Origin of the sequence: Franconibacter helveticus LMG 23732 (assembly GCF_000463115.2) — a bacterium.
In the GTDB taxonomy this organism is placed as follows: Bacteria; Pseudomonadota; Gammaproteobacteria; order Enterobacterales; family Enterobacteriaceae; genus Franconibacter; species Franconibacter helveticus.
On sequence record NZ_AWFX01000039.1, the window covers coordinates 18,827 to 37,987 of the forward strand.

The 19,161-nt window shown below is 51.8% G+C and carries 21 protein-coding genes; 7 read left to right on the forward strand and 14 right to left on the reverse strand.

The genetic code is table 11. The features are described from left to right. The first annotated feature begins 2 nt into the window (after positions 1-2). Both fliS and fliT read left to right on the forward strand, forming a co-directional pair. Positions 3-410, forward strand: coding sequence for a flagellar export chaperone FliS (fliS, locus tag DW56_RS10090; protein WP_024551922.1), 408 nt, complete (start codon positions 3-5; stop codon positions 408-410). Continuing rightward, positions 410-778: a flagella biosynthesis regulatory protein FliT gene (gene fliT / locus DW56_RS10095; protein ID WP_024551921.1), complete on the forward strand. Its 369-nt coding sequence runs from the start codon at positions 410-412 to the stop codon at positions 776-778. The genes fliS and fliT overlap by 1 nt, the downstream gene beginning before the upstream one ends. A 293-nt stretch (positions 779-1,071) precedes the next feature. Here the strand turns inward: fliT and yedD are convergent, their stop codons facing one another. After that, positions 1,072-1,485, reverse strand: a complete 414-nt coding sequence (gene yedD, locus DW56_RS10100) for a lipoprotein YedD (RefSeq protein ID WP_024551920.1) — start codon at positions 1,483-1,485, stop codon at positions 1,072-1,074. A gap of 205 nt (positions 1,486-1,690) precedes the next feature. Between yedD and yedE the strand changes: the two genes are divergently transcribed. The 4 genes from yedE (at position 1,691) to DW56_RS10120 (ending at position 5,299) form a co-directional block, all read left to right on the forward strand. Further along, positions 1,691-2,905 carry a selenium metabolism membrane protein YedE/FdhT gene (gene yedE, locus DW56_RS10105; protein ID WP_024551919.1) on the forward strand — a complete coding sequence of 405 codons (1,215 nt, stop codon included), beginning with the start codon at positions 1,691-1,693 and terminating at the stop codon, positions 2,903-2,905. After that, a complete protein-coding gene (gene yedF, locus DW56_RS10110; RefSeq protein WP_024551918.1) occupies positions 2,902-3,135 on the forward strand; it encodes a sulfurtransferase-like selenium metabolism protein YedF in 234 nt (77 codons plus the stop codon). The genes yedE and yedF overlap by 4 nt, the downstream gene beginning before the upstream one ends. Before the next feature lie 82 nt (positions 3,136-3,217). After that, positions 3,218-3,904, forward strand: coding sequence for an SOS response-associated peptidase family protein (locus DW56_RS10115; protein WP_024551917.1), 687 nt, complete (start codon positions 3,218-3,220; stop codon positions 3,902-3,904). 198 nt (positions 3,905-4,102) lie between these two features. Beyond that, positions 4,103-5,299, forward strand: a complete 1,197-nt coding sequence (locus DW56_RS10120; RefSeq protein WP_024551916.1) for an acyltransferase family protein — start codon at positions 4,103-4,105, stop codon at positions 5,297-5,299. Positions 5,300-5,509: 210 nt separating this feature from the next. Here DW56_RS10120 and DW56_RS23215 read toward each other — a convergent pair whose 3' ends face one another. The 3 genes from DW56_RS23215 to DW56_RS10135 form a co-directional block, all read right to left on the reverse strand. After that, entirely contained in the window at positions 5,510-5,887 is a 378-nt protein-coding gene (locus DW56_RS23215) for a HumD family translesion DNA polymerase (RefSeq protein WP_024551915.1), read from the reverse strand. Position 5,888: 1 nt separating this feature from the next. Beyond that, entirely contained in the window at positions 5,889-6,128 is a 240-nt protein-coding gene (locus DW56_RS10130) for a hypothetical protein (protein ID WP_024551914.1), read from the reverse strand. An 82-nt stretch (positions 6,129-6,210) separates the two neighbouring features. Continuing rightward, positions 6,211-7,500 (reverse strand): tail fiber domain-containing protein, encoded by a 1,290-nt coding sequence (locus tag DW56_RS10135; protein ID WP_024551913.1) that lies wholly within the window; start codon positions 7,498-7,500, stop codon positions 6,211-6,213. Between the two features lie 63 nt (positions 7,501-7,563). Here DW56_RS10135 and DW56_RS22380 point away from each other — a divergent pair, with 63 nt between their 5' ends. Continuing rightward, a complete protein-coding gene (locus tag DW56_RS22380; protein WP_139152792.1) occupies positions 7,564-7,899 on the forward strand; it encodes a hypothetical protein in 336 nt (111 codons plus the stop codon). A gap of 87 nt (positions 7,900-7,986) precedes the next feature. Here the strand turns inward: DW56_RS22380 and DW56_RS10140 are convergent, their stop codons facing one another. From DW56_RS10140 to DW56_RS10185, 10 genes are read right to left on the reverse strand one after another with little or no spacing between them, the layout of a single operon-like run. Beyond that, on the reverse strand, positions 7,987-8,598 hold the full coding sequence (locus tag DW56_RS10140; RefSeq protein WP_234409185.1) for a hypothetical protein: 612 nt from the start codon (positions 8,596-8,598) through the stop codon (positions 7,987-7,989). Positions 8,599-8,633: 35 nt separating this feature from the next. Further along, positions 8,634-8,894: a hypothetical protein gene (locus DW56_RS10145; protein ID WP_139152791.1), complete on the reverse strand. Its 261-nt coding sequence runs from the start codon at positions 8,892-8,894 to the stop codon at positions 8,634-8,636. Between the two features lie 54 nt (positions 8,895-8,948). Continuing rightward, complete coding sequence (locus DW56_RS10150; protein ID WP_024551910.1) at positions 8,949-12,338, reverse strand: TipJ family phage tail tip protein; 3,390 nt, start codon at positions 12,336-12,338, stop codon at positions 8,949-8,951. A gap of 10 nt (positions 12,339-12,348) precedes the next feature. Then, entirely contained in the window at positions 12,349-12,879 is a 531-nt protein-coding gene (locus DW56_RS10155) for a tail assembly protein (RefSeq protein WP_035889863.1), read from the reverse strand. Further along, positions 12,822-13,613: a C40 family peptidase gene (locus tag DW56_RS10160; protein WP_411431224.1), complete on the reverse strand. Its 792-nt coding sequence runs from the start codon at positions 13,611-13,613 to the stop codon at positions 12,822-12,824. The genes DW56_RS10155 and DW56_RS10160 overlap by 58 nt, the downstream gene beginning before the upstream one ends. After that, complete coding sequence (locus tag DW56_RS10165) at positions 13,541-14,245, reverse strand: phage minor tail protein L (protein ID WP_024551907.1); 705 nt, start codon at positions 14,243-14,245, stop codon at positions 13,541-13,543. The genes DW56_RS10160 and DW56_RS10165 overlap by 73 nt, the downstream gene beginning before the upstream one ends. Before the next feature lie 36 nt (positions 14,246-14,281). Then, positions 14,282-14,629, reverse strand: coding sequence for a phage tail protein (locus tag DW56_RS10170; protein WP_024551906.1), 348 nt, complete (start codon positions 14,627-14,629; stop codon positions 14,282-14,284). Between the two features lie 54 nt (positions 14,630-14,683). Next, on the reverse strand, positions 14,684-14,896 hold the full coding sequence (locus tag DW56_RS10175) for a hypothetical protein (protein WP_024551905.1): 213 nt from the start codon (positions 14,894-14,896) through the stop codon (positions 14,684-14,686). Between the two features lie 43 nt (positions 14,897-14,939). Further along, positions 14,940-18,566 carry a tape measure protein gene (locus DW56_RS10180; protein WP_029589774.1) on the reverse strand — a complete coding sequence of 1,209 codons (3,627 nt, stop codon included), beginning with the start codon at positions 18,564-18,566 and terminating at the stop codon, positions 14,940-14,942. Positions 18,567-18,626: 60 nt separating this feature from the next. Then, entirely contained in the window at positions 18,627-19,037 is a 411-nt protein-coding gene (locus DW56_RS10185) for a hypothetical protein (RefSeq protein WP_029589775.1), read from the reverse strand. Between the last annotated feature and the right edge of the window lie 124 nt (positions 19,038-19,161).

The following is a 19,161-nucleotide window of genomic DNA, read 5'->3' on the forward strand; positions in this document are numbered from 1 at the left end:
ATATGTATACCGCGAGCGGTACAAAAGCGTATGCTCAAATCGGCGTGGAGAGCGCCGTCATGAGCGCAAGTCCCCATCAGTTGATAACCCTGTTATTTGACGGCGCGATGAGCGCGCTGGTGCGCGCGCGTCTGTTTATGCAACAGGGCGAAACCGTTGCTAAAGGCGAAGCGCTCAGTAAAGCGATTAACATTATCGATAACGGACTCAAGGCGGGGCTGGATCAGGAGAAAGGCGGGGAGATCGCAGATAACCTTTCTTCTCTGTACGATTACATGATTCGGCGCTTATTGCAGGCGAATTTGCGTAACGATACCCAGGCGATCGAGGAAGTGGAACACTTGCTCACCAATATTGCAGAAGCCTGGAAGCAAATCTCTCCAAACCACACCGCGCAGGAGTCCATTTGATGTCGCCTTATGTGGAGTTTATTAACCGCTGGCAACAGATTGCGTTGCTCAGCCAGTCGCTGCTTGAACTTGCACAGCGAGGTGAATGGGATCTTTTACTGGAACAGGAAGTTGTCTACCTCCAGAGTGTCGAAACTGTAATGGGATCCGAAACTCCACAAGGGTTGCCAAAAAATGTTCAGAGTCTGGTTGCGGGCTATCTCAGACAAACGCTGGATAATGAAGAGCAACTGAAGCTGTTGTTAAAAAAACGGCTTGATGAGCTCAGCTCCTTGATTGGGCAATCATCCCGTCAGCAATCGCTTAACCATACCTATGGCCGGCTCTCTGGTATGCTTTTAGTGCCAGGGGCGCCTTCAGGACAATGACCGCCTTCCTCCATGCTCCGAACGGTGTTGACAGCCTGCCGGAGCATAGAGGCAATAAAGCTCGCCGGCTTTCCTGCTGCGACGAAAATCCCGAAAAAAGGAACAGGCGTTCCCCTTATGCTTCGTCATTAACAACGCTCCGACGCCGTTAATCGCCTCGTCGGCTGGCGAAGGGAGTAATAACACCCTGCACGTCGAGCGCGCTCGCCGACACGCCCTCTCAAAACGACCGCAACAAACGCGGGCTGGCTTACCATTTATTGCGCCAGGAGTGCGTCAGATAAACAGCCGCATTAAGGCAGCGGCGTGGCAAGCGGGCTTTTCGCCAGCACCTCCGCGCATTCCGCAGTCGGGCGCGCCACGCGTTTAAGCGTCATGCCTGCGTATTCCAGCGTATCGCCTGCCCGCTCAAGGTCATAAACTTCCTGTTTTACCGTCACGTTGTAGAGGTCGCCGCCCCGCTGCATCAGCTTGCCGGGCAGCGCAATAACGCGTTGCCACTGGCGGCAATCCAGCGTATCGCCCTGTGCGGTGACCACCAGGCTTGCTATCGCCTGCGGGCTTACCAGTTCGCTTTGCGGCCCCTGGCTCTGCCAGTATCCCGCAAGCCCAGCGGGCGCGGGCGCTTTAACAACCTCATTATAATCACTCACCTGCACACAACCCGATAAAGCCAGCCATGCGGTTAACAGCATCAATTTTTTCATTCGTTTTTCCTCCCTGCGAAGAAAAAGGAGTGTGGCATTAAAGCCGTAAGCTCGCCAGCATTACTCCGGAGCGCCGCAAAAATTGATCGAGACGAAGTTTTCGCTTTTTTTCGCTGGGCATCGCGCTTGCGGGGAGTACTATCTCGACTCCTTGCGCCCGCCCGGGCGCGTTTTAGTTCCGTCTGAGTTCAGAGGCTAAAGTTTCATGTCATGGCAATACTTTAAACAACACTATCTCATTACGTTCTGGTCTCCTTTTCCCGCCGTTATCGCAGCAGGTATTCTTTCCACTTATTATTTCGGTCTCACCGGCACCTTCTGGGCCGTGACCGGCGAATTTACCCGCTGGGGCGGACAGCTGTTGCAACTGATGGGCGTACAGGCGCAGACGTGGGGATACTTTAAGCTTATCCACCTTGAGGGAACGCCCCTCACCCGCATCGACGGGCGGATGATTATCGGCATGTTCGCTGGCTGTTTCGCCGCCGCGCTCTGGGCGAACAACGTGAAGCTGCGCCTGCCGCAGCATCGTATCCGTATTATCCAGGCGGTAGCCGGCGGCATTATTGCAGGCTTTGGCGCCCGTCTTGCCATGGGGTGTAACCTGGCGGCCTTTTTCACCGGCATTCCGCAGTTCTCTCTCCACGCCTGGTTTTTCGCTATTGCTACCGCCATCGGCTCCTGGGCGGGCGCCCGCTTTACGCTGCTGCCGATGTTCCGTATTCCGGTGAAGCTGCAAAAGGTCTCCAGCGCCTCGCCGCTCACCCAGAATCTTGCGCAGGCGCGCCGCCGTTTTCGTCTCGGCATGCTGGTGTTTATCGGCGCCGTTGGCTGGGCGCTGCTTACCGCCATGCAGATGCCGAAACTGGGGCTGGCGATGCTTTTTGGGGTTGGTTTTGGGCTGCTGATTGAACGCGCGCAAATCTGCTTTACCTCGGCGTTTCGCGATATGTGGATAACCGGGCGCACCCATATGGCGAAGGCGATTATCTTCGGCATGGCGGCGAGCGCCATCGGCATCTTTAGCTATGTGCAGCTTGGCGCGGAGCCGAAGATCATGTGGGCCGGGCCTAACGCCGCGATCGGCGGGCTGCTTTTCGGCTTCGGCATCGTGCTGGCGGGCGGCTGCGAAACCGGCTGGATGTACCGCGCCGTGGAAGGCCAGGTGCATTACTGGTGGGTGGGCCTTGGCAACGTCATTGGCTCCACGCTTCTGGCTTATTTCTGGGACGATATCTCCCCGGCGCTTGCCACCCGCTGGGATAAGGTGAATCTGCTTACCGCTTTCGGCCCGCTCGGCGGCCTGCTGGTCACCTACCTGTTGCTGCTCGCCGCGCTGCTTTTTGTGATCGTCTGGGAAAAACGCTTTTTCCGCGCGGCCCGTACTGTCGCTTCGCAACCTGTTAAGGAGAGCGTATGAAAAATTGGGTTCCTGATTACCGGCTCGATATGGTCGGCGAGCCGTGTCCTTACCCGGCGGTCGCTACCCTTGAAGCCATGCCGCAGCTCAGGAAAGGGGAAATTCTTGAAGTCGTGAGCGATTGCCCCCAGTCGATCAACAACATTCCGCTTGATGCCCGCAACCACGGCTATACGGTGCTGGATATTCAGCAAGACGGGCCAACCATCCGCTACCTGATCCAGCGTTAACGCCCTCCCGGCCCTGCTTCGCGCAGGGCCACGCATTTTGTGCCCTATACTTAATCATTATTTCTGCTTTAAGGAGACGGCCATGTGCGGACGATTCGCGCAAACGCGAAGCCGGGAAGAATACCTTGCCCCTTTCACCGAGAATTTTGAACGTGATATTCCCTGGGACCCGGAGCCGCTCGCCCACTACAACGTTGCCCCGCGCAGCCGCGTTTTGCTGCTCAGCATGGATGAAAACGATACGCTGCATTTAGATCCCGTGGTCTGGGGTTACGCCCCGGAGTGGTGGCATAAAGCGCCGCTGATTAACGCCCGCGTGGAAACCGCCTCGCAAAGCCGGATGTTTAAACCGCTGTGGCAGAACGGCCGGGCCATTGTTTTCGCTGATGGCTGGTATGAATGGCAGCGTGTGGGCGATAAAAAGCAGCCCTACTTTATCTATCGCGAGGATAAAGCGCCGCTCTGTTTCGCTGCGATTGGCAAAACGCCGTTTGACGCCAACAGTGAAGCCGAAGGGTTTGTCATCGTCACCGCTGCCGCAGATGCAGGGCTGGTGGATATCCACGATCGTCGTCCGCTGGTGTTAACGCCCGAAGCGGCCCTTGCCTGGCTGCACCCCGACACATCCGCTAAGCGGGCGGATGAGCTTGCCCATGAAGGCGCGCTGCCTGCCGACGCTTTCGCCTGGCATCCGGTAACAAGAGCGGTGGGGAATGTAAAAAACCAGGGGCCTGAATTAGTGGAGCCGGTAGATAAACCCCATTCTTAGGTTTTTTTCTGCGGGCGGCCGCTTATATTTACTTATTGATATGTAAAAGGTTAGCGGCGGCCAACTCCTTTAGATCGTGAATAAGGGCATAGCCTTAATCTGTATTTCATTTTTCGCGCTTTGCTTTTTACCGCCCTTCGCTACGCTATTACTATCCTGGTTCCTCTGCACGCCTTAGAGCCTGTAAGCGAGAAAAAAATGTACGCTCTTGCAGCTTATCTGCTGTTTATGGCTGCCGCTCTGTTGCCGTTCTGGCTGGCCTCTTATAAAAAATCCACTTTACTGGCTGATTCAGAATATCGCGATCCGGGTTCTAACCATATTAATGCGCTGCGAGGCCTTGCGGCGTTGCTGGTAGCGCTACACCATTCGGTCTTTGCTTATAACTATTATCATCAGGGAAGCTGGTCGCTGAGCGAAGGGAATCATTTCTTTTCAACAGAGAATGACTACCCGTTAATTTTGCTGGCCTCATTTGGCTATGTGCCGGTCATGCTTTTTTTTATGATAACAGGTTATCTTTTCGGTAATCACGGCATTAAAAATAACGGCATCAACATTCCGCTTTTTTATTACAAGCGGTTTGCCCGCATCGTTCCGCAATACCTTTTTGTCCTGGTGGCGGTGCTCTTTGTTTCCTTTGCCATGGGGCTTAAGCCGTCGACAACGCTTGCGGAGATCCTGCGTTTTATCGTCTCCTGGCTAACGTTTGGTTTTGTGGAGCCGGTGTCGTTCACCCCTGTTTATCGGGGTTCGCTGATTGTCGCCGGCGTTATCTGGACGCTGGCTTATGAGTGGATGTTTTACCTCGCCTTCCCGGCCATCATTGCTTTTATTTGTCTTTTTCGAAATAAAGTCGCCTGCCTGGCTGTGGCGATTATAACGATAGCCGCCGTTTGTAAGCTAGGTATCATTAACGAGAAAAACGCTACGCTTGCGCTCTGTTTTGGCTTTGGCATTCTGGCCGCGCTGCTGCATGAATATTACCCGGCGCTAAAAAGGGTGCTGGTGAACAAGCTCTTTGTCTTATTCGCCATCGCTTCGCTGGTGATTATGGTCTGGGGATTGAAATATAAGGCCTACAGTATTTACAGCGCGCCGATGCTGTTTCCGCTTTTTATTTCGGTCGCTTCCGGCGCGTCGCTACTGGGCTTATTAACGTTTATGCCGTTAAGACTGGCAGGCACCGCCAGCTACAGCATCTATTTGCTGCATGGCGTTGTCTATGCCTGCATTTTTACCTGGACGCATCTGAGCTTTATACCGGGCGTAATCATCAGCCTGCTGATTACCGCATCCGTCAGCATGCTGACTTACCGGTGGGTCGAGCGCCCCTTTATTAAACAGAGTAAAAAAGCGGTTTATGCGTTTACGCCTGCAAATGCAAAAGAATGAGGAGTTTTACCCTTCAGCCAGCACGAAAAGCTGGCTGAATTAAAGCGGGGAAACTAGACCTGCATGTTCATAATATGAAGATGCATTTTTTCTAAACGTTATAGATCGTCCAAGAGCGCTTTACATAACAGTTTATTAGCCGTCACGAGAAAGCGTGGCGGTGTAGTTCGTTATAGTTCACGCATGTTTTTTTGCCCCATACATGCCCCATCAAAACGGAGTGTCATCAAACTCCCCTCCCCGGGTATCGTTAATGACATACGTCACCACGCCATAAACAACCCTCACCTCATCCTCTTCCGTTGGCAGCGGCCATGTGAAGTTTGGGTGGTCGATATCCTGCAAACAACGACGCGAGATAAGCTTAAGCCGCCTAAGCACTAACTCGCCTTCATATGCGCATACAACGATTGACCCGTCGCACGGCTTAACGCTCATGTCTACTACGAGCAGTGAGCCGTTAAGTATACCCGCCTTCCAGTATGTGTTACTGGCGCGGAGGAAATAGGTAGATGCCGGACTCCTGACGCAGAGCGCGTCGAGCGATATCTTTTGTTCGAGGTAATCGGTAGCCGGAGATGCGAACATGTCACAGGCCTCCGTTCGGATTGTAGAGAGTGAACGTCCTGTTCTCGCCCTCCTCCGTGGACACGTCTCTGAACGTGCTGACGGAAAGCTCAATCCACTTATTCGCCTCTTTCAGTGTCCAGTCCCAGTTATGTTTCTGCAACTCCCTCACAAACGCTTCCGTCGTCACAATCCGGCGGGCATCTGGTTTGAACTCAACTGCGGCTCTGAAGGCCGTTTCAATGTCATCTCTGCGCGGCATATTCCCTCCCAATAAATTATACTGTTTTTATATACAGTATTTTTAAACAGGAGGGGGATCAAGACGAAGCGGCCTATCAATATTACTGATTTTCAACGGCGCTATCTTTTTGCGCCGTCCCTGCTTCAGGTATCAATGCCGCAATGGCAGACAGTTTTTCCCGTGTCTCGGTATCGGAAGTGGAGTCTGCAATAACTTCCAGCGCTGATTTCAGGATATCCATCAGGCTAAGTAGCGATTCGTGATGCAGGGCAGCGGCAACATCGCCCGGGGAAAGAGCTAAAGGCTTATCTATCACTTTCCCATCAACCGTGTAGCAGCCCTCTCTTGCATAGCTAACGGCTTCAGGGAATACTTCAGCTACTTCCTGAGCAATGAACCCCATCCCGAATGCACCTTTGGACTGGTCATCCTTACGAACCCATGTATTTCCAGATATCTTGCGCATCTTGGCTAAAGGCTCTGGAATTCTGGTTATTTTATCTTTTACGCGCCTGTCAGAGGCTTGACTCCAGCCCACAGGTGCATAAGCAACGCCGCCACTGTAGTCAAAGTACCAGTCTTTGTAAGATGTATCCTGATACAAACGCAGAAATCCGTAACGCTGCCCCCCTGATGCCAGCTGAGAAAACATCTGGAACTGCGTGCTGGTTCCACCAATGGTATTCTGTATGGTCGATGCAATTGTCCCGCCGACAACACCGAGATTGTTATTTATCGTCTTGACATATATTGAGTCTGTAACAGCTCCGCCCGTTTTGCCGTCGATTGTGTTGAGTCGAGAATCATCACCCGCTGCGACTGTACCCGAAGCCTTCCCGACATCGCGCGTTGCTGCGCCTTTGAGACCCAGGTTCGTTCGTGCCCCCGCCGCATCAGTGGCGCCGGTGCCACCCTGCGTTACAGGAACAGCACCAGAAACAAGGTCGGCTTTCTTTTCGAGAGCATCTTTGTCCGCTTTTTTGCTAATGCTGTCTTTCAGTTTACCAATTGAAGGGATGCTGAGCTGCTGGCCGTTGATGGTGACCGTAATATCCTGCGCCGCAGATGTGAGCGCGAAGGCTTCCCATGAACCGATATTCTCATCGTACTCATTGATGAGCTGTGACATCGCCTGAGCCAGGCCGTCAATTGACATGGCATCACTGACAAGAATCCCGTATTCCTGGTCGTTTAAAGGGGCTGCGGCTGCCGGCGACACGGTAAGTTCTGTTGCGCTGTTTACCGCATTAATCTGGAACAGTTGCACAGGCGTGGAGAGAACAATTAACACTTGCCCCTGACGAACCTGACTTGAAGGGGCGGTCCAGTTACTACCATTTCCGGTAGCTATATTGCCGTTTAAAGAAATTGTTCCCGTGCTGTAAATCATATTATTTCTCCAGCCTACTGATATAATCGGCAGGCATAAAATAAAAAACAAAAAGGTATTTAAGTGAAACTGACAAAAGCCATGACTCTGGTTATTGCTTTGGCTACCTCTGCCTGTGCAACGTCCGGAAGAAATACTGATTACGTGATGGATTACCCTGTAGAAGCATCAAGAATGTCTTTGGGCGGAGAAATTACAGCTGTTGTTGACTGTGATAAAAAAGAGGTGTCCGTAATATCAGACACAAGCAATGGAATATTCGCCAGGCATCTCAACAGAAGAGCCTGGAATATATGCTTTAAAAAACAGGGACAGTTTAAAGTAACCTATCGTTTTGACCCGGTAAGAGGAACCGGCCAGAACATGCTTGCCACTCAGCCATCAAGAACGCCGGTTTAGATAAGCTACAGCCCAATACCCCACAAATAAAACAGCCCGCTGTCCGGCGGACTGTTTACTTTGAAATGCTCAGTGCTTTATGCAGGTTTAAGACAGATTTGAAAGGATGCCGTAAGGTATCCGCATCCCGTAGGGTTTCAGTGTATTAGCCCATGTTTGCTGGTTCTGGTTAACCCACTGACACTGGAGCACACCGTTGACGAACCTGAAAAACGGGCCGGAAAAACCTGTAACGGTACCATCATCTGAAATATTTCCTCCTGGCACAGCGCTTACCAGTATCCAGCTGTTGGTGCCGATGGTCTGGGAATACACCGCATTATCAAGGTCAAAACCTGCTGGCACATCAAAAAACCCCAGAATACGGGGGATTTTAGCGGCCATAACGGCAGACCACACCAGTTGACCGGCGGCATTAAAAATATCGCGATAACCACTTTCAACCGGGATGTCGTTTCGTGTTCTTGCCATTGAACCCGCGTTCGCCGTCATCCAGTCCGGTCCGGCAAAAAACATCTTTGCGTTATTGTTAGGTTTAAACCACCTGAGACCATCATCCAGCGGGGCACTGCCACCCGCAAAACCCATATCAACAGAGTTACCCAGTTGGCAGGATATATTGTAATATCCGATATCGCTTATTCCGGAATAAATACGATTATCGTAATAATAGGTTCCTTTATAATTCGAGTCGATCACAAGGGCGCCTTTATCATTCCATACCTGATATCCGCTCATAAGAATGCATACATATCCAGAGTGAGAGTTACGGAGGGGGTATATCTCGATAACTTGAAAATGCGGAACCCTCCATCATAAGCACGGGCTGCGAAATTAGCTGGGGTATAATTGACGGAACTCACCGTTGATACGACAACAACAAAGCTGCCTGCTGCTGTCAGCCCTGCAAATCCGCCGGTAACTGCATTTATATTGTCCGGGATTGTGATGGTTGTCCTACCGAGATAACGCGTGTTGTAGTCGCCGATATCCACTATCAGCTTTCCACTCGCATCCCAGCACTGTAAACCGCACGGCATAACTCCTCCTTACCAGAGTCCGTCACGAATTCTGAGCGTTCCGTTAGCGTCGTAAACCAGTCGCAGAACGCCGTTATCTACCGTTCTTCCGGCGCCATTGGCGGCATTGCGCTCAAATGTTCCGCTCTTGTCCAGTCTCCAGCCAGCCGAACCTGCCACATAGTTTGACGACTGAATAAAGCTGCCGATTTTGGCGTTAGTGATGGTGCCGTCCTGGATGAACGTGTCGCGAATGAACGTCTGACCATTCTGAATAACAAATGGCAGACTTACAGCACTGCCCGCCTGACTCATTACAGCGAAACGGTCCGCCAGGAAAATGACCTGCGACTGCATGCCGGACGGAGTATTTTCAACACCCAGCCCCATTCCCGCTGCGTACTTCACGCCGTTTGCATCCACCCCTACTTTGATTGAATACATCGCGGACAGGCTCCCCGACAGTGATGCAATAGCCTGGGCATTTGTCGTAACGGCTGCGGTTGTTCCGTTTACGGAAACAGTCAAAGAATCTATTTGCGTTGCTGTGGCCTGTCGATAATCCGCAAATGATGTCGTCAGCGACACGACACTTGCGGTGTTGGTGGCAACACTGGCACGAATCTCGGTTAATGCCTGCGCGGTTGCCTCTTCATTAGTCGCTATTGTTGTTTCAACACGGTCAATAGACGCCGAATTACTGGCGTTCTTAGCCGTCTGGCTGCGGCGGCTCGTAACCTGCGCGAGATTGCCCTGGATGATAGAGATTGCAGAGTTTTTAACGCCGCCGCTCATCCCGTCGATGCTCACGCGCATATCATCGATTTTGGTTTCTGCCGCTGAAAGTCCGTCGGCATTTTCCTTAATCTGCTGCGCCTGCTGCTCAAGGCTGTCAGCGTTGGCCTGGATATCCGTCACCATCTGCGAGACCTTCTCGCTGGTATCAACGGCGTTTTCGACCATATCCTTGAAGAGTTCTGTTTCCTCCATTTCCTCAAGAATTGCATCAGTAATATCACTGAAATCGTCTGTCGGTTTACCTGAGGCCTCAACAAAATCAGACACGCCAAAAGCATTCCGGGTTCGGACATAAACGTAATAGGTGTGGTCGAATTTAAGCCTCTGAAGCGTCCACTGGTATCCGCGACCCAGGAACTGTGTGTTGTTTTCAATATCGCCAGTAACAGGGATTTCCCCTGCATACCAGAATTCAAATGAAGTATCAGAGGTGGCAGAAACAGACATAACCGGGACAAGAGTGGCCTGCAAAGGCCCGGGTATCCACTGCACTGAGTTGGGAGGTAAAGGGGCACCAATTAGTAGGCTAACCTGAGTTTCTGCACCTTTCATCCCATTTTCATTGCGACCACGTACGCCAAGTGTGTAATTCCCGGCGTTTAGCCCGTAAAAGTCGTAACGGAACTGATCAGTTTCATACTGCGCCACAACCGCGCCGCTCTCGGTATAAACGTACAGTTCGAATACCAGTTTTTTAGTCGTGGTGGCCGTCTCCCACGTTGCGGTCACCTGCACGGTCTCGCTGTTCGTGTTCAGAATACGCAGGTTTTCAATGTTCGGCACACGGTATCCGTTCAGAGTGTCGCTGGGTATATCGAAAACCGCGCCTTCGTCCACGACAGCCTGTTTGTTAGGGTCGTGCTGAGATGCTGTGATGCTGTAAACGGAATTATTCTCTGTTTCGGCAATACTGAGAATGCGGAATAAGCGGACTGATATCTCGCTGGTGGAAATAGCGAATACTGTACCGTCGCGAATCCAGGCGGGCGCTGTTTTCAGGGTGACAATGCTATCCGTGGCGGAGGCAATTTCGTATTTAACAAACTTACCGTCTGGACCCATAACAGACATGGTATCGCCATTACTTATAAGAGATGGGTCAACCGCATCAACCCTTATTCTGGTACCGGAATGAGACATAATGCGACCGCCAAGTCGCGTCCCGGCATAGTTGTTATCCATTACCTCAATAATATCGCCAGGCGTAAAGTGGATAGCATCCCTCGCCATCTGGAACGACAGCCGTTCCCCTTCCCTTTTCGCTGTCTCAAGCAGCCATTTTCCCGCGCGCCAGGCCTGTCCACGGGAAGTGCAACCAAACGCCTCCAGTGTGGTTTCGTTATAGGTGCTGCGCGCGATCATCTCATCATCAGAGACGTACTCTTTCACCTGCTCCCAGCCGTTATCCGGGTCCGTCCAGGACACAACCACAGCATTGTATTTCTCAGAGCGCTTCACCGAGCTACGGCTGAACTTGCCGTCAACCACGTTAGCATTGGTTACTGTGGCGATCGGGTCCTGCGGCGCGTCCAGCATGACCGTCAGGCGCATGCCGTCCCACAATGCAATACCGCGAAACATCCCGGCGATTTTATCAAGAATGTCGCGGGCGCTGGCCTGCTCGGTGATATAGGCGTTCAGCACCATACGCGGCTCTTTTCCGCCGTAGCCATCATCTACTTGCTGATCGCAATACTGAGAAAGCACATACAGAGCGCCGTCATCAACATCGATGTAACCAGCGCGGCGGGCAAGCCCGAAACGGGTATTTTTCACCAACTCACGGAACAGCCAGGCGGGGTTATTGGTCCACGCCTTTTTAAAGCCTCCAAGCCACAGGCCTGAATACGTTCGCGCTATCGGGTCATAGTTATCCGGCACATCAACGATCAATCCCCGAAGGTGATAGGTTCGGCTCGGCGTATCGGTGTACTGGTCACGGTCGATAACGGCCCCGGCAATAGCCGAAAAAGGATAAGACAGATTGTCGTCAGTGATTTCGGTGTAACTGTTCCAGATGGTCCCGTTATTCAGCAAATCGCTGGTGCTGTCTGGGGTAATGCGCCGAACGCGAATATCGAACGGTTTGATTCCCGGCGCGTCGATAACATGCGCCTCGAGGTATTCTCCGGAGATTTTATTCGGCCCGATGGTTACCGTCTTTGCAATGGCAAACGCTCCGCCTGCTGTCCGCGTCTCGATAACCATGGTTACTGAGGTGTTTTTCTGGTTGCCTTTTGAATCCTGCTCAACAAGGCTTGTTACGCCGATATTAAAGCGTACGCGGGTCACCTCCGAGTCGGTTACGGTACGCACCAGCGGCGTATCGTAGGTGACTTCGGTATTGATAATGGTTGTCGCCTCAATGGCACCAAACCCATTAATCGGCGCCTGTGTTTCAGAACCCGGCCGCCAGGCAACGCTTACACCGTTAATACTGACATTGCCGCTGGTGTCGGTGATTGGTGTTTTGTTCAGCATGAAAGACGACAGGTGAGCCTGGTCTACCGGCCCATAAATCGGCCCCTCGCTGATAAGGTCCAGCACGCGGTAAAACTGTTTTGATTTGAGGTTATCGTTGAGGAGTTTCGGAGTGGATGCTTTACCGCCGCCTGAAGACATTTAAGCCACCTTAGCTAATTGATTCGGTCCAGTCCTGGTTATTCGATGTGTCGATACCGAGGGAAATTACGTTTGAGCCCACCATCATCTCGCCGAGTAAAATAGGAACCGGTCGCCCCTGCCCGACGCGGTTTTCAGCGCTGGTGAATGAGTTATTCGTGATGGTGTTCGTTTCGGCCGCCTCTGCCGAAGTTTTGGTTTTCAAGTTGCGCGCAGCATAAACGGAGTAAGCAACCGACGCCGCAGCCAGGCTGATAGCAATCCAGCCTGCGATACCGATTTCGATACCTGCGCCTTCCACCACGGGCACAAAAAACACGGTTGATCCGTCGTTAAGATGCCTGTCCATGTGCAGCTTCATGTCGACTTCCTTTACCTCTTCTCCCGCTATTCGCATTCGAAAACGTGTTCTGAGGAAATCTTTTTTAAACTCCTGATTCTGCGCCAGCAACAGACGAAGCCCCTGAGCAGGCGTATCAACATTCAGTGAGACCTGGCGGAAATGTCGGCGGAAATGCCCCGCAAATCTAAAGACGAGCATTGTTCGTGCCTCCATATCGAATGGGTTTGTTTTATAAAGGCCAGACGGTAATCCTCACGTCGGCTCAGGTGCCCGGCACAGTCGTGATGAAGCACCTTATGGTCTTCCAGAAGGATCATCGCGTGGCAAGGGTCAGCACCAGGGAAAGGCTGGCGAATGATTACATCGCCGGGACATGCCTCGCTGGCAGACACCTGGCAGAAGCCATTGGCGGCCATGTTCTTGATGTAAAGGTTCTCGCCGCGCAACCACCAGCCATTGCTTCGCTCAAAGTCAGGCAAATCAATGCCGCACAGGTGATAGGCATCCCTGAACAACGTGTAACAGTCCATGGTGCCATGCTCGAACCGACGGCCCAGCAGATGCGGAACCGGCCGGAACTGCCTCAGCGAGCCGCCGCAGGCCAGCCACCACGGTAGCCCGGTTATTATCTGCATCTGACGATCGGCGCCAGAGAGCACCGGAGAGAGCATCGGGTGGGAGTGAAACACGGCCGTTATCTGGCCTGAATCCTCAGCCGCCAGCCAGTCATCATCGCTGATGCGAAAGCTGGTGGTGGGCTGCGGGTGGATGTTGCGGCAGCGATGCAAGCGGCAATTGTCGATAATCAGGCCGCATACCTCCTCAGCTGATGAGGCCGCATAGTCCAGGCATGCGCCTATCAACTCACTTTCTGCGAACCGGGGAAGCTGCTGATCGGCATCGGCTCGGGCCGCGGGTAGCGGAAGCGACATCCTGATCTCCTGTGTGAACATTTATCTTTCGCCGGATCAGATGTCGGGTTATCCCGCTCATCTGCCACCGGCGGGCCGTCATAACCGCACCCGATGCCGCGGTACTGCCACTGGCACACATCGGCCAGTATTGTCCGAGCCGGAATAATGGCGTTGTCGCAATCGATGGGCGTCGCAAGTTCATAGGTAACCTGCTCCGCCGTTTCCTGGCTCATCTCTTCCACGACATATCGCGACAGCGCTTCCATAGTCGGATCGGCATCGGGGTTGCCGTTAGGGAAGTTCACTGCGTCAAGATGCTTTACGGGAACCTGCCGGCGGGTGATAACGACACCACGCATGTCGTCGAAATCATGGTTTATGCCCGTTATCAGACCGGTGATATTGGCTACCGTCATTGTTGGGCGGGAATAAGTGCCTTCGTTTTTTTGCTCGAAGCCTTCGACTGCTATCGGGTACGCCGGGTAGGCGAGCCCGCGCCAGATAACATCGCCGTAATAACCATTCGTACCGGAATGGAAACGGACAACATCACCGCCGTAGGGTTGCAGGTCCGCTTCAAAAAGGTCAATGAAAGCGCCTACTCCGGCATCAACGCTTTCAATAATCAGTTCCGCTGGAATATCGCGCACGGATAACTCCCAATAAAAAAGCCACCCGTAGGCGGCTTATCGTGGCACTTGCTCAAATGTGGCCGTGAGTTCGTATAACGGCCCGGTTTTAACCATGCTCCAGGAGCGGCAAACAAAGAGCCTTTGCACTCCCGTATCTGATGGTGTCCAGTAGAACGATTCAACCGCCCCTCTGGCTTTCAGGAAGGCCTCAGCATCCTTAGCAGAATTACTCCGGCAGGCGCTGCCCACGCCTCTAAACGTGAGAGAGTATTTATCCATAAGCGGATTGATACCCTTCACCTGTCTCTGCTCGTAGCCGTCACCCAGTTTTACGACAGAAACGTTCGGCGTTCGCTCAACGCTGTATCCCTTCTGCGGTATCCATGTGAATACTTCTGGCATAATTTTCCCCAATAAAAAACCCCGCCGGAGCGGGGCATATGAGCAGCGATTAAATTAAAAGGTGGCGACAAGTTCCTTTAGTTGTTGCTTTGCTTCTTCAAGAATTTGCTGCTCTATTTCCGCCAGTGTCTTTTCCCGGTTTAACGGTAAATGAACGCGGACTTTTACACCCTTGCAGTGATCTTCGTAATTTACATATACGCAGGCAAGGATAGCTGAGCCACTTTCGTCTTCATAAGGCGTGATGTCTTCAATCTGGTATTCCATACAAAAACTCCATCATTTGGTTGAAGCAGCATGATAACAATAACTATCCGTTCTTCCTTCGCTGTATTATTCCGCCCGGCCTGTTGGCTTGGTCGCTAATCTGGTAAAGCGCCATTTTCTTACTAATACTAACGGCCTTTGCCTCGATCTGCGCCCACTCAGCATCACTTATTCCGCCAGTAGTGTTAATGGTGAAGTAAACATTTTGAACTCCACCACCTCCGACCTTATCCGCTGGAATGACCTTTCCCGACTGGTTTGGGATGAAGGCTTGCTTCCCTCCCGCAGTTTGGAAAATCTCAGATTCGCCGCTCTCGTTGATACGGTAGGCATTGCCTGCCGAAACGGTGCCGCCATATCGGCGGGCACCTGCAAGCGCCATCCCCTTCGCTGTGGCAAGTGATGTGGCATACGCTGCCTGACCGGTTGCGTTCGCAGCTCCCATCGTTGCTATCGAGGCGCTTATCGCTGCTGGTGCCCACGCGGCCGCTGCCGCAGTCGCCTGAGCCATGGTGGAAGCCAGCGAAGTAGCCGCTGCCGCCTGCCCCATAATCTGGCTTTTAACCCACTCGACACCCATTTGCACAAGGCTGCCGACCACACTATTTAGGATGGTGGATCCGATGTTGGCGAATGATTCCTGAAGGCTCTGCGTGCCATTTAACAGGCCAGTAATAGCGCTACTGGTTCCGCTCTGAAGTCCATCGAGAGAAGATGCCAGCAACTCGTTAGCCTGACTCTGGTTACGGAATATTTCCCACTGCGCGGCAATGCGCTGCTGTTCGTACTCTGTATCTGCTGCGTTTTTAAGAGCAAGGGCCTGTTCATGTGCCAGCACGCCCTGCTGCTCGAACTGTTGAATCATCGCCAGTTCTTGCGCGTGCTGGTTGGCCAACTGTTGCACCGGGTCGATTTGCCCGGCAGCCTCTTGTTGAGGCGTTATAGCCTGTTGTGAACGGATTTTAGCGAGATTTGCTTGATGGTCCTGCTCCATTCTTACCGATGCAGCATCATATTGCTGCTGTGTTATTTTTTTCGCATCTAAAGCGGCTTGTAGGTCACTAACATCCTTGGCGTAAGATGCGTTCTCACGTAAATCCGGAATTAGTTTTTCCGCTGCCGCTTGCGCTTTTAAAGCGTTTGCCGTATCCCACTTTTTCGCAGCGTATTCACCCGCAAGCTTGATATCCGTCTCTGTAGCGGCCTTACCAAGAGACTGTTGGGCTTGCAGAATTGCCTGCTCTCTGCTCAAAGTTTGCGTTGAGTCAGCTGCAAGTTCAGATTGCTGCTTAAGATTCGCGAGTTTCTGGGCTACTGATTCAGCTGCATTCGCTGACCTTTTTCCTTGTTGTTCGCTTTCCTGCTGTGCTTTTTTACGCTCATCTTCAGCTTGCTGAAGGTCGTAATTTTCACCAGCTAGGCGCCGGGCAGATTCTATCTGATTAGGATTGCTGGTTGCTTTGGCTGCCTCCATTCCGGCTTTGGTTACAGCTCTCAAGCGGTCATCCTGTATTTTCAGCAGCTCATTTTGCTCCTGAAGATTCAGAATTACTTTATCGCCATCTTCGGTAGGAGGTGAAACCTGCAAAGCCTTAGGATTAAAGCTTTTACCGGCCTGATTGGCGCGGTTTATTTCATCCGCTGTATCACCGAAAGCCCGGGCCACCGCACCTTGTACTCGTTCCAGCGTGGTGCCTTTTTTAATAAGCTTATCGTGAACACCCATTGAAGAAAGCATGTTATTAGTTACTTGAGTGGTGGCATCAGCAAGTAACTGTTTTGTCCTGGCAGCCTTTTGCTCTAAGGATTCAAGGTCTCGCTGCTTCTGGTTTATCCGATCAGTAAGGTCTGCGGCCCTTTTTAGCAAGCCGTTTCCCTGTTCAATAGTGGTGCCGTATATCTCTCCCGCTTTTTGTGCCCTATCTCGTTCAGCGGTCAGGTCTTTAATTTCATCTTTCAGATCCTGAACCGCATCTGTCTGGCCTTTAAAAGCAATATTCGCGTCAGCGATAGTTCCTCTAAGTTGGGTATTACTCATCGACTTCAACGAGGCATTTAATTTATCGACGCCGTCAGCGAAAGAGATAGCTTCTTCTCTGGCTTGTTGAGCTTTTTGCCAAAAATAGAATATGGCGCCAGCGGCTATCATGGCTGCGCCAGCAGGCCCACCAATAAGAGAAAGAGCGCCTTTGGCTAAAGTAGCTGCTGTAGACGCAGCGCGGGATGCTACTGCCGATGCTTCTTGTGAAGCGATATACCTTCCGTTAGCTGCCGTAGCAACTCCAGTTGCATCAGCAAGAGCCATTCGAGCTGCTGATACTTGGGCTTCAGCTGAGGCTATAGCTGCAGCGCGCGATTGCGAAACGGCAGATTCTGCAGCAGCCAGTCGCGCGGTAAGTGTTGCTGAAGCCTGCTGTAATTGAGCCATTCTGGTGGCTGTCTGAATGCGCCCTTGCTCTGTAATCTGTGCACGCAAACGCTGAGTCTCAAGAGCTTTCTCAGAATTGATTTGTGCCAGTTGGGTGCGGATTGTCTGCGATTCGGCGGCAGCAAGGCGCACCTCTTCAACAGACGCTGCTCCGGTCGCTTTAAGGGTGTTCAGCCTGGCCTGCGCAAGATTGAGTTCAGACGTTGCTGCGCTTTTACTGGCCTGAGCAGAACGCAGTTGCGCAGCAGCCTGTGCTTCAGCTGCCGACGCTGTAGCTGCTGCAGCCTTGGCATCAGCAATCTTAGCCACAGTGCTGCGAACCTGTGCCGATGCTGCCATAGTGAGTGCGCCAACATATCGGCTGCCCATTAAAGCCGCAACTGCGGTTAAGGCCAAGCTCAGCCCTGAGATGTTATCGCTAGCAGTGATAATGGCATCATTGAAAATTGCAACGCCGGTTTTAACTGATGTACTTTCTCCAATGAATTTGGTGATGTTGTTGCCAGCAACCTGCATTGCCTGGCTGATAGTTGTTGTGGTTTTGGCAAATTCAGCACCGATAGTTGTCCCTTGTGATAAAAGGCCATTAACAACTACATCGGTTGTAAGCTTTCCATCCGCAGCCAGTTGCCTCATTTGCCCGATCGTGACTCCCAGTGAATCAGCAAGAGCCACGATTAAACGATTTCCTTGCTCGTTAACGGAGTTGAATTCTTCACCGCGAAGCGCACCAGAAGCCAGCCCTTGAGAAAGCTGAATGATGGCATTTTCTGCCTCTTCAGCTGATGCTCCAGAAACAATAAATCCCTGGTTGATGATGGATGTAAGCTTCGCTAAATCTTCTGCGCTGGTACCGTACTGCCTAGTTGCTCGCTCCAGGCGAGAGTAGAGCGATGCTGTAGCATCCAGGCTTGATCGGGTTTGCTGAGTTATATTGAAAACGCGCTCAGTTACATCAACCAAATCTTCATTTGGACGTAGGGCGTTTGTAAGTTTGTTGTTGAGCTCGGTCCAGGCATCAGCATATTTTGATACCTGGTTCACCGATAACACAGCCATCACAGCCGCAGCAATTTTACTCAACTCGCCCAGAGATGATGATAGTGACTGTGCCGCCTCATCAGCCGCGTCAAAGCCATCCTGCATATTATCGGTAGCCTTGGCGACCTCCTTATCAGCCATCAACAACTGAGCTGTGTCAGCCTTGATAATGTATTCAATGGTTCCAAGGTTTTCAGACATTGATTATCTCCGGGCAATAAAAAACCCCGCCGAAGCGAGGTTTATTTTTACTAGATTTGATTAGGAAATGATGCCAAATAAAACCAGAAGGAATATCAGAAGAATGCCTGCGCCGACCCATTGACCAATTGCAAAACCAGCAGCCTCATGTTTGGCTGCCTGCCTGTTCAGGCGATTAGCCTCATCATTCATCTCCATAGCAGATGCATTCATTTCTTGAGCAAAAACATCCAGTATTGAAACCTGCGCCAATACAGGGGCTGTGGAAATAAAATCATTAAACTGGTCGTTCAGATCAAGGGATGCAGTATGCGGGTTACCACCGCTCGCAATTACTTCCTGTGTTTTCTGATTTATCAGGGAAACTAAAGCCCGCAACCTTTGCCGGTTAGCCAGGTAAATCTTTTCTCCCGCTTCGTTTTCTGATTCTGTGTAGTAATCTTGAACGCTGCCGGGTATTTCCATCATCATTTTAAAGGTCCCATCAGTAACGTTTAGTCACATCCTAACAGGGCAGCGCTCCGGCGCAACGGCGACGGGTGATTTTTTGATCTCATGAGAGAAATACAAAAAAGCCACCCGGAGGTGGCTTAAG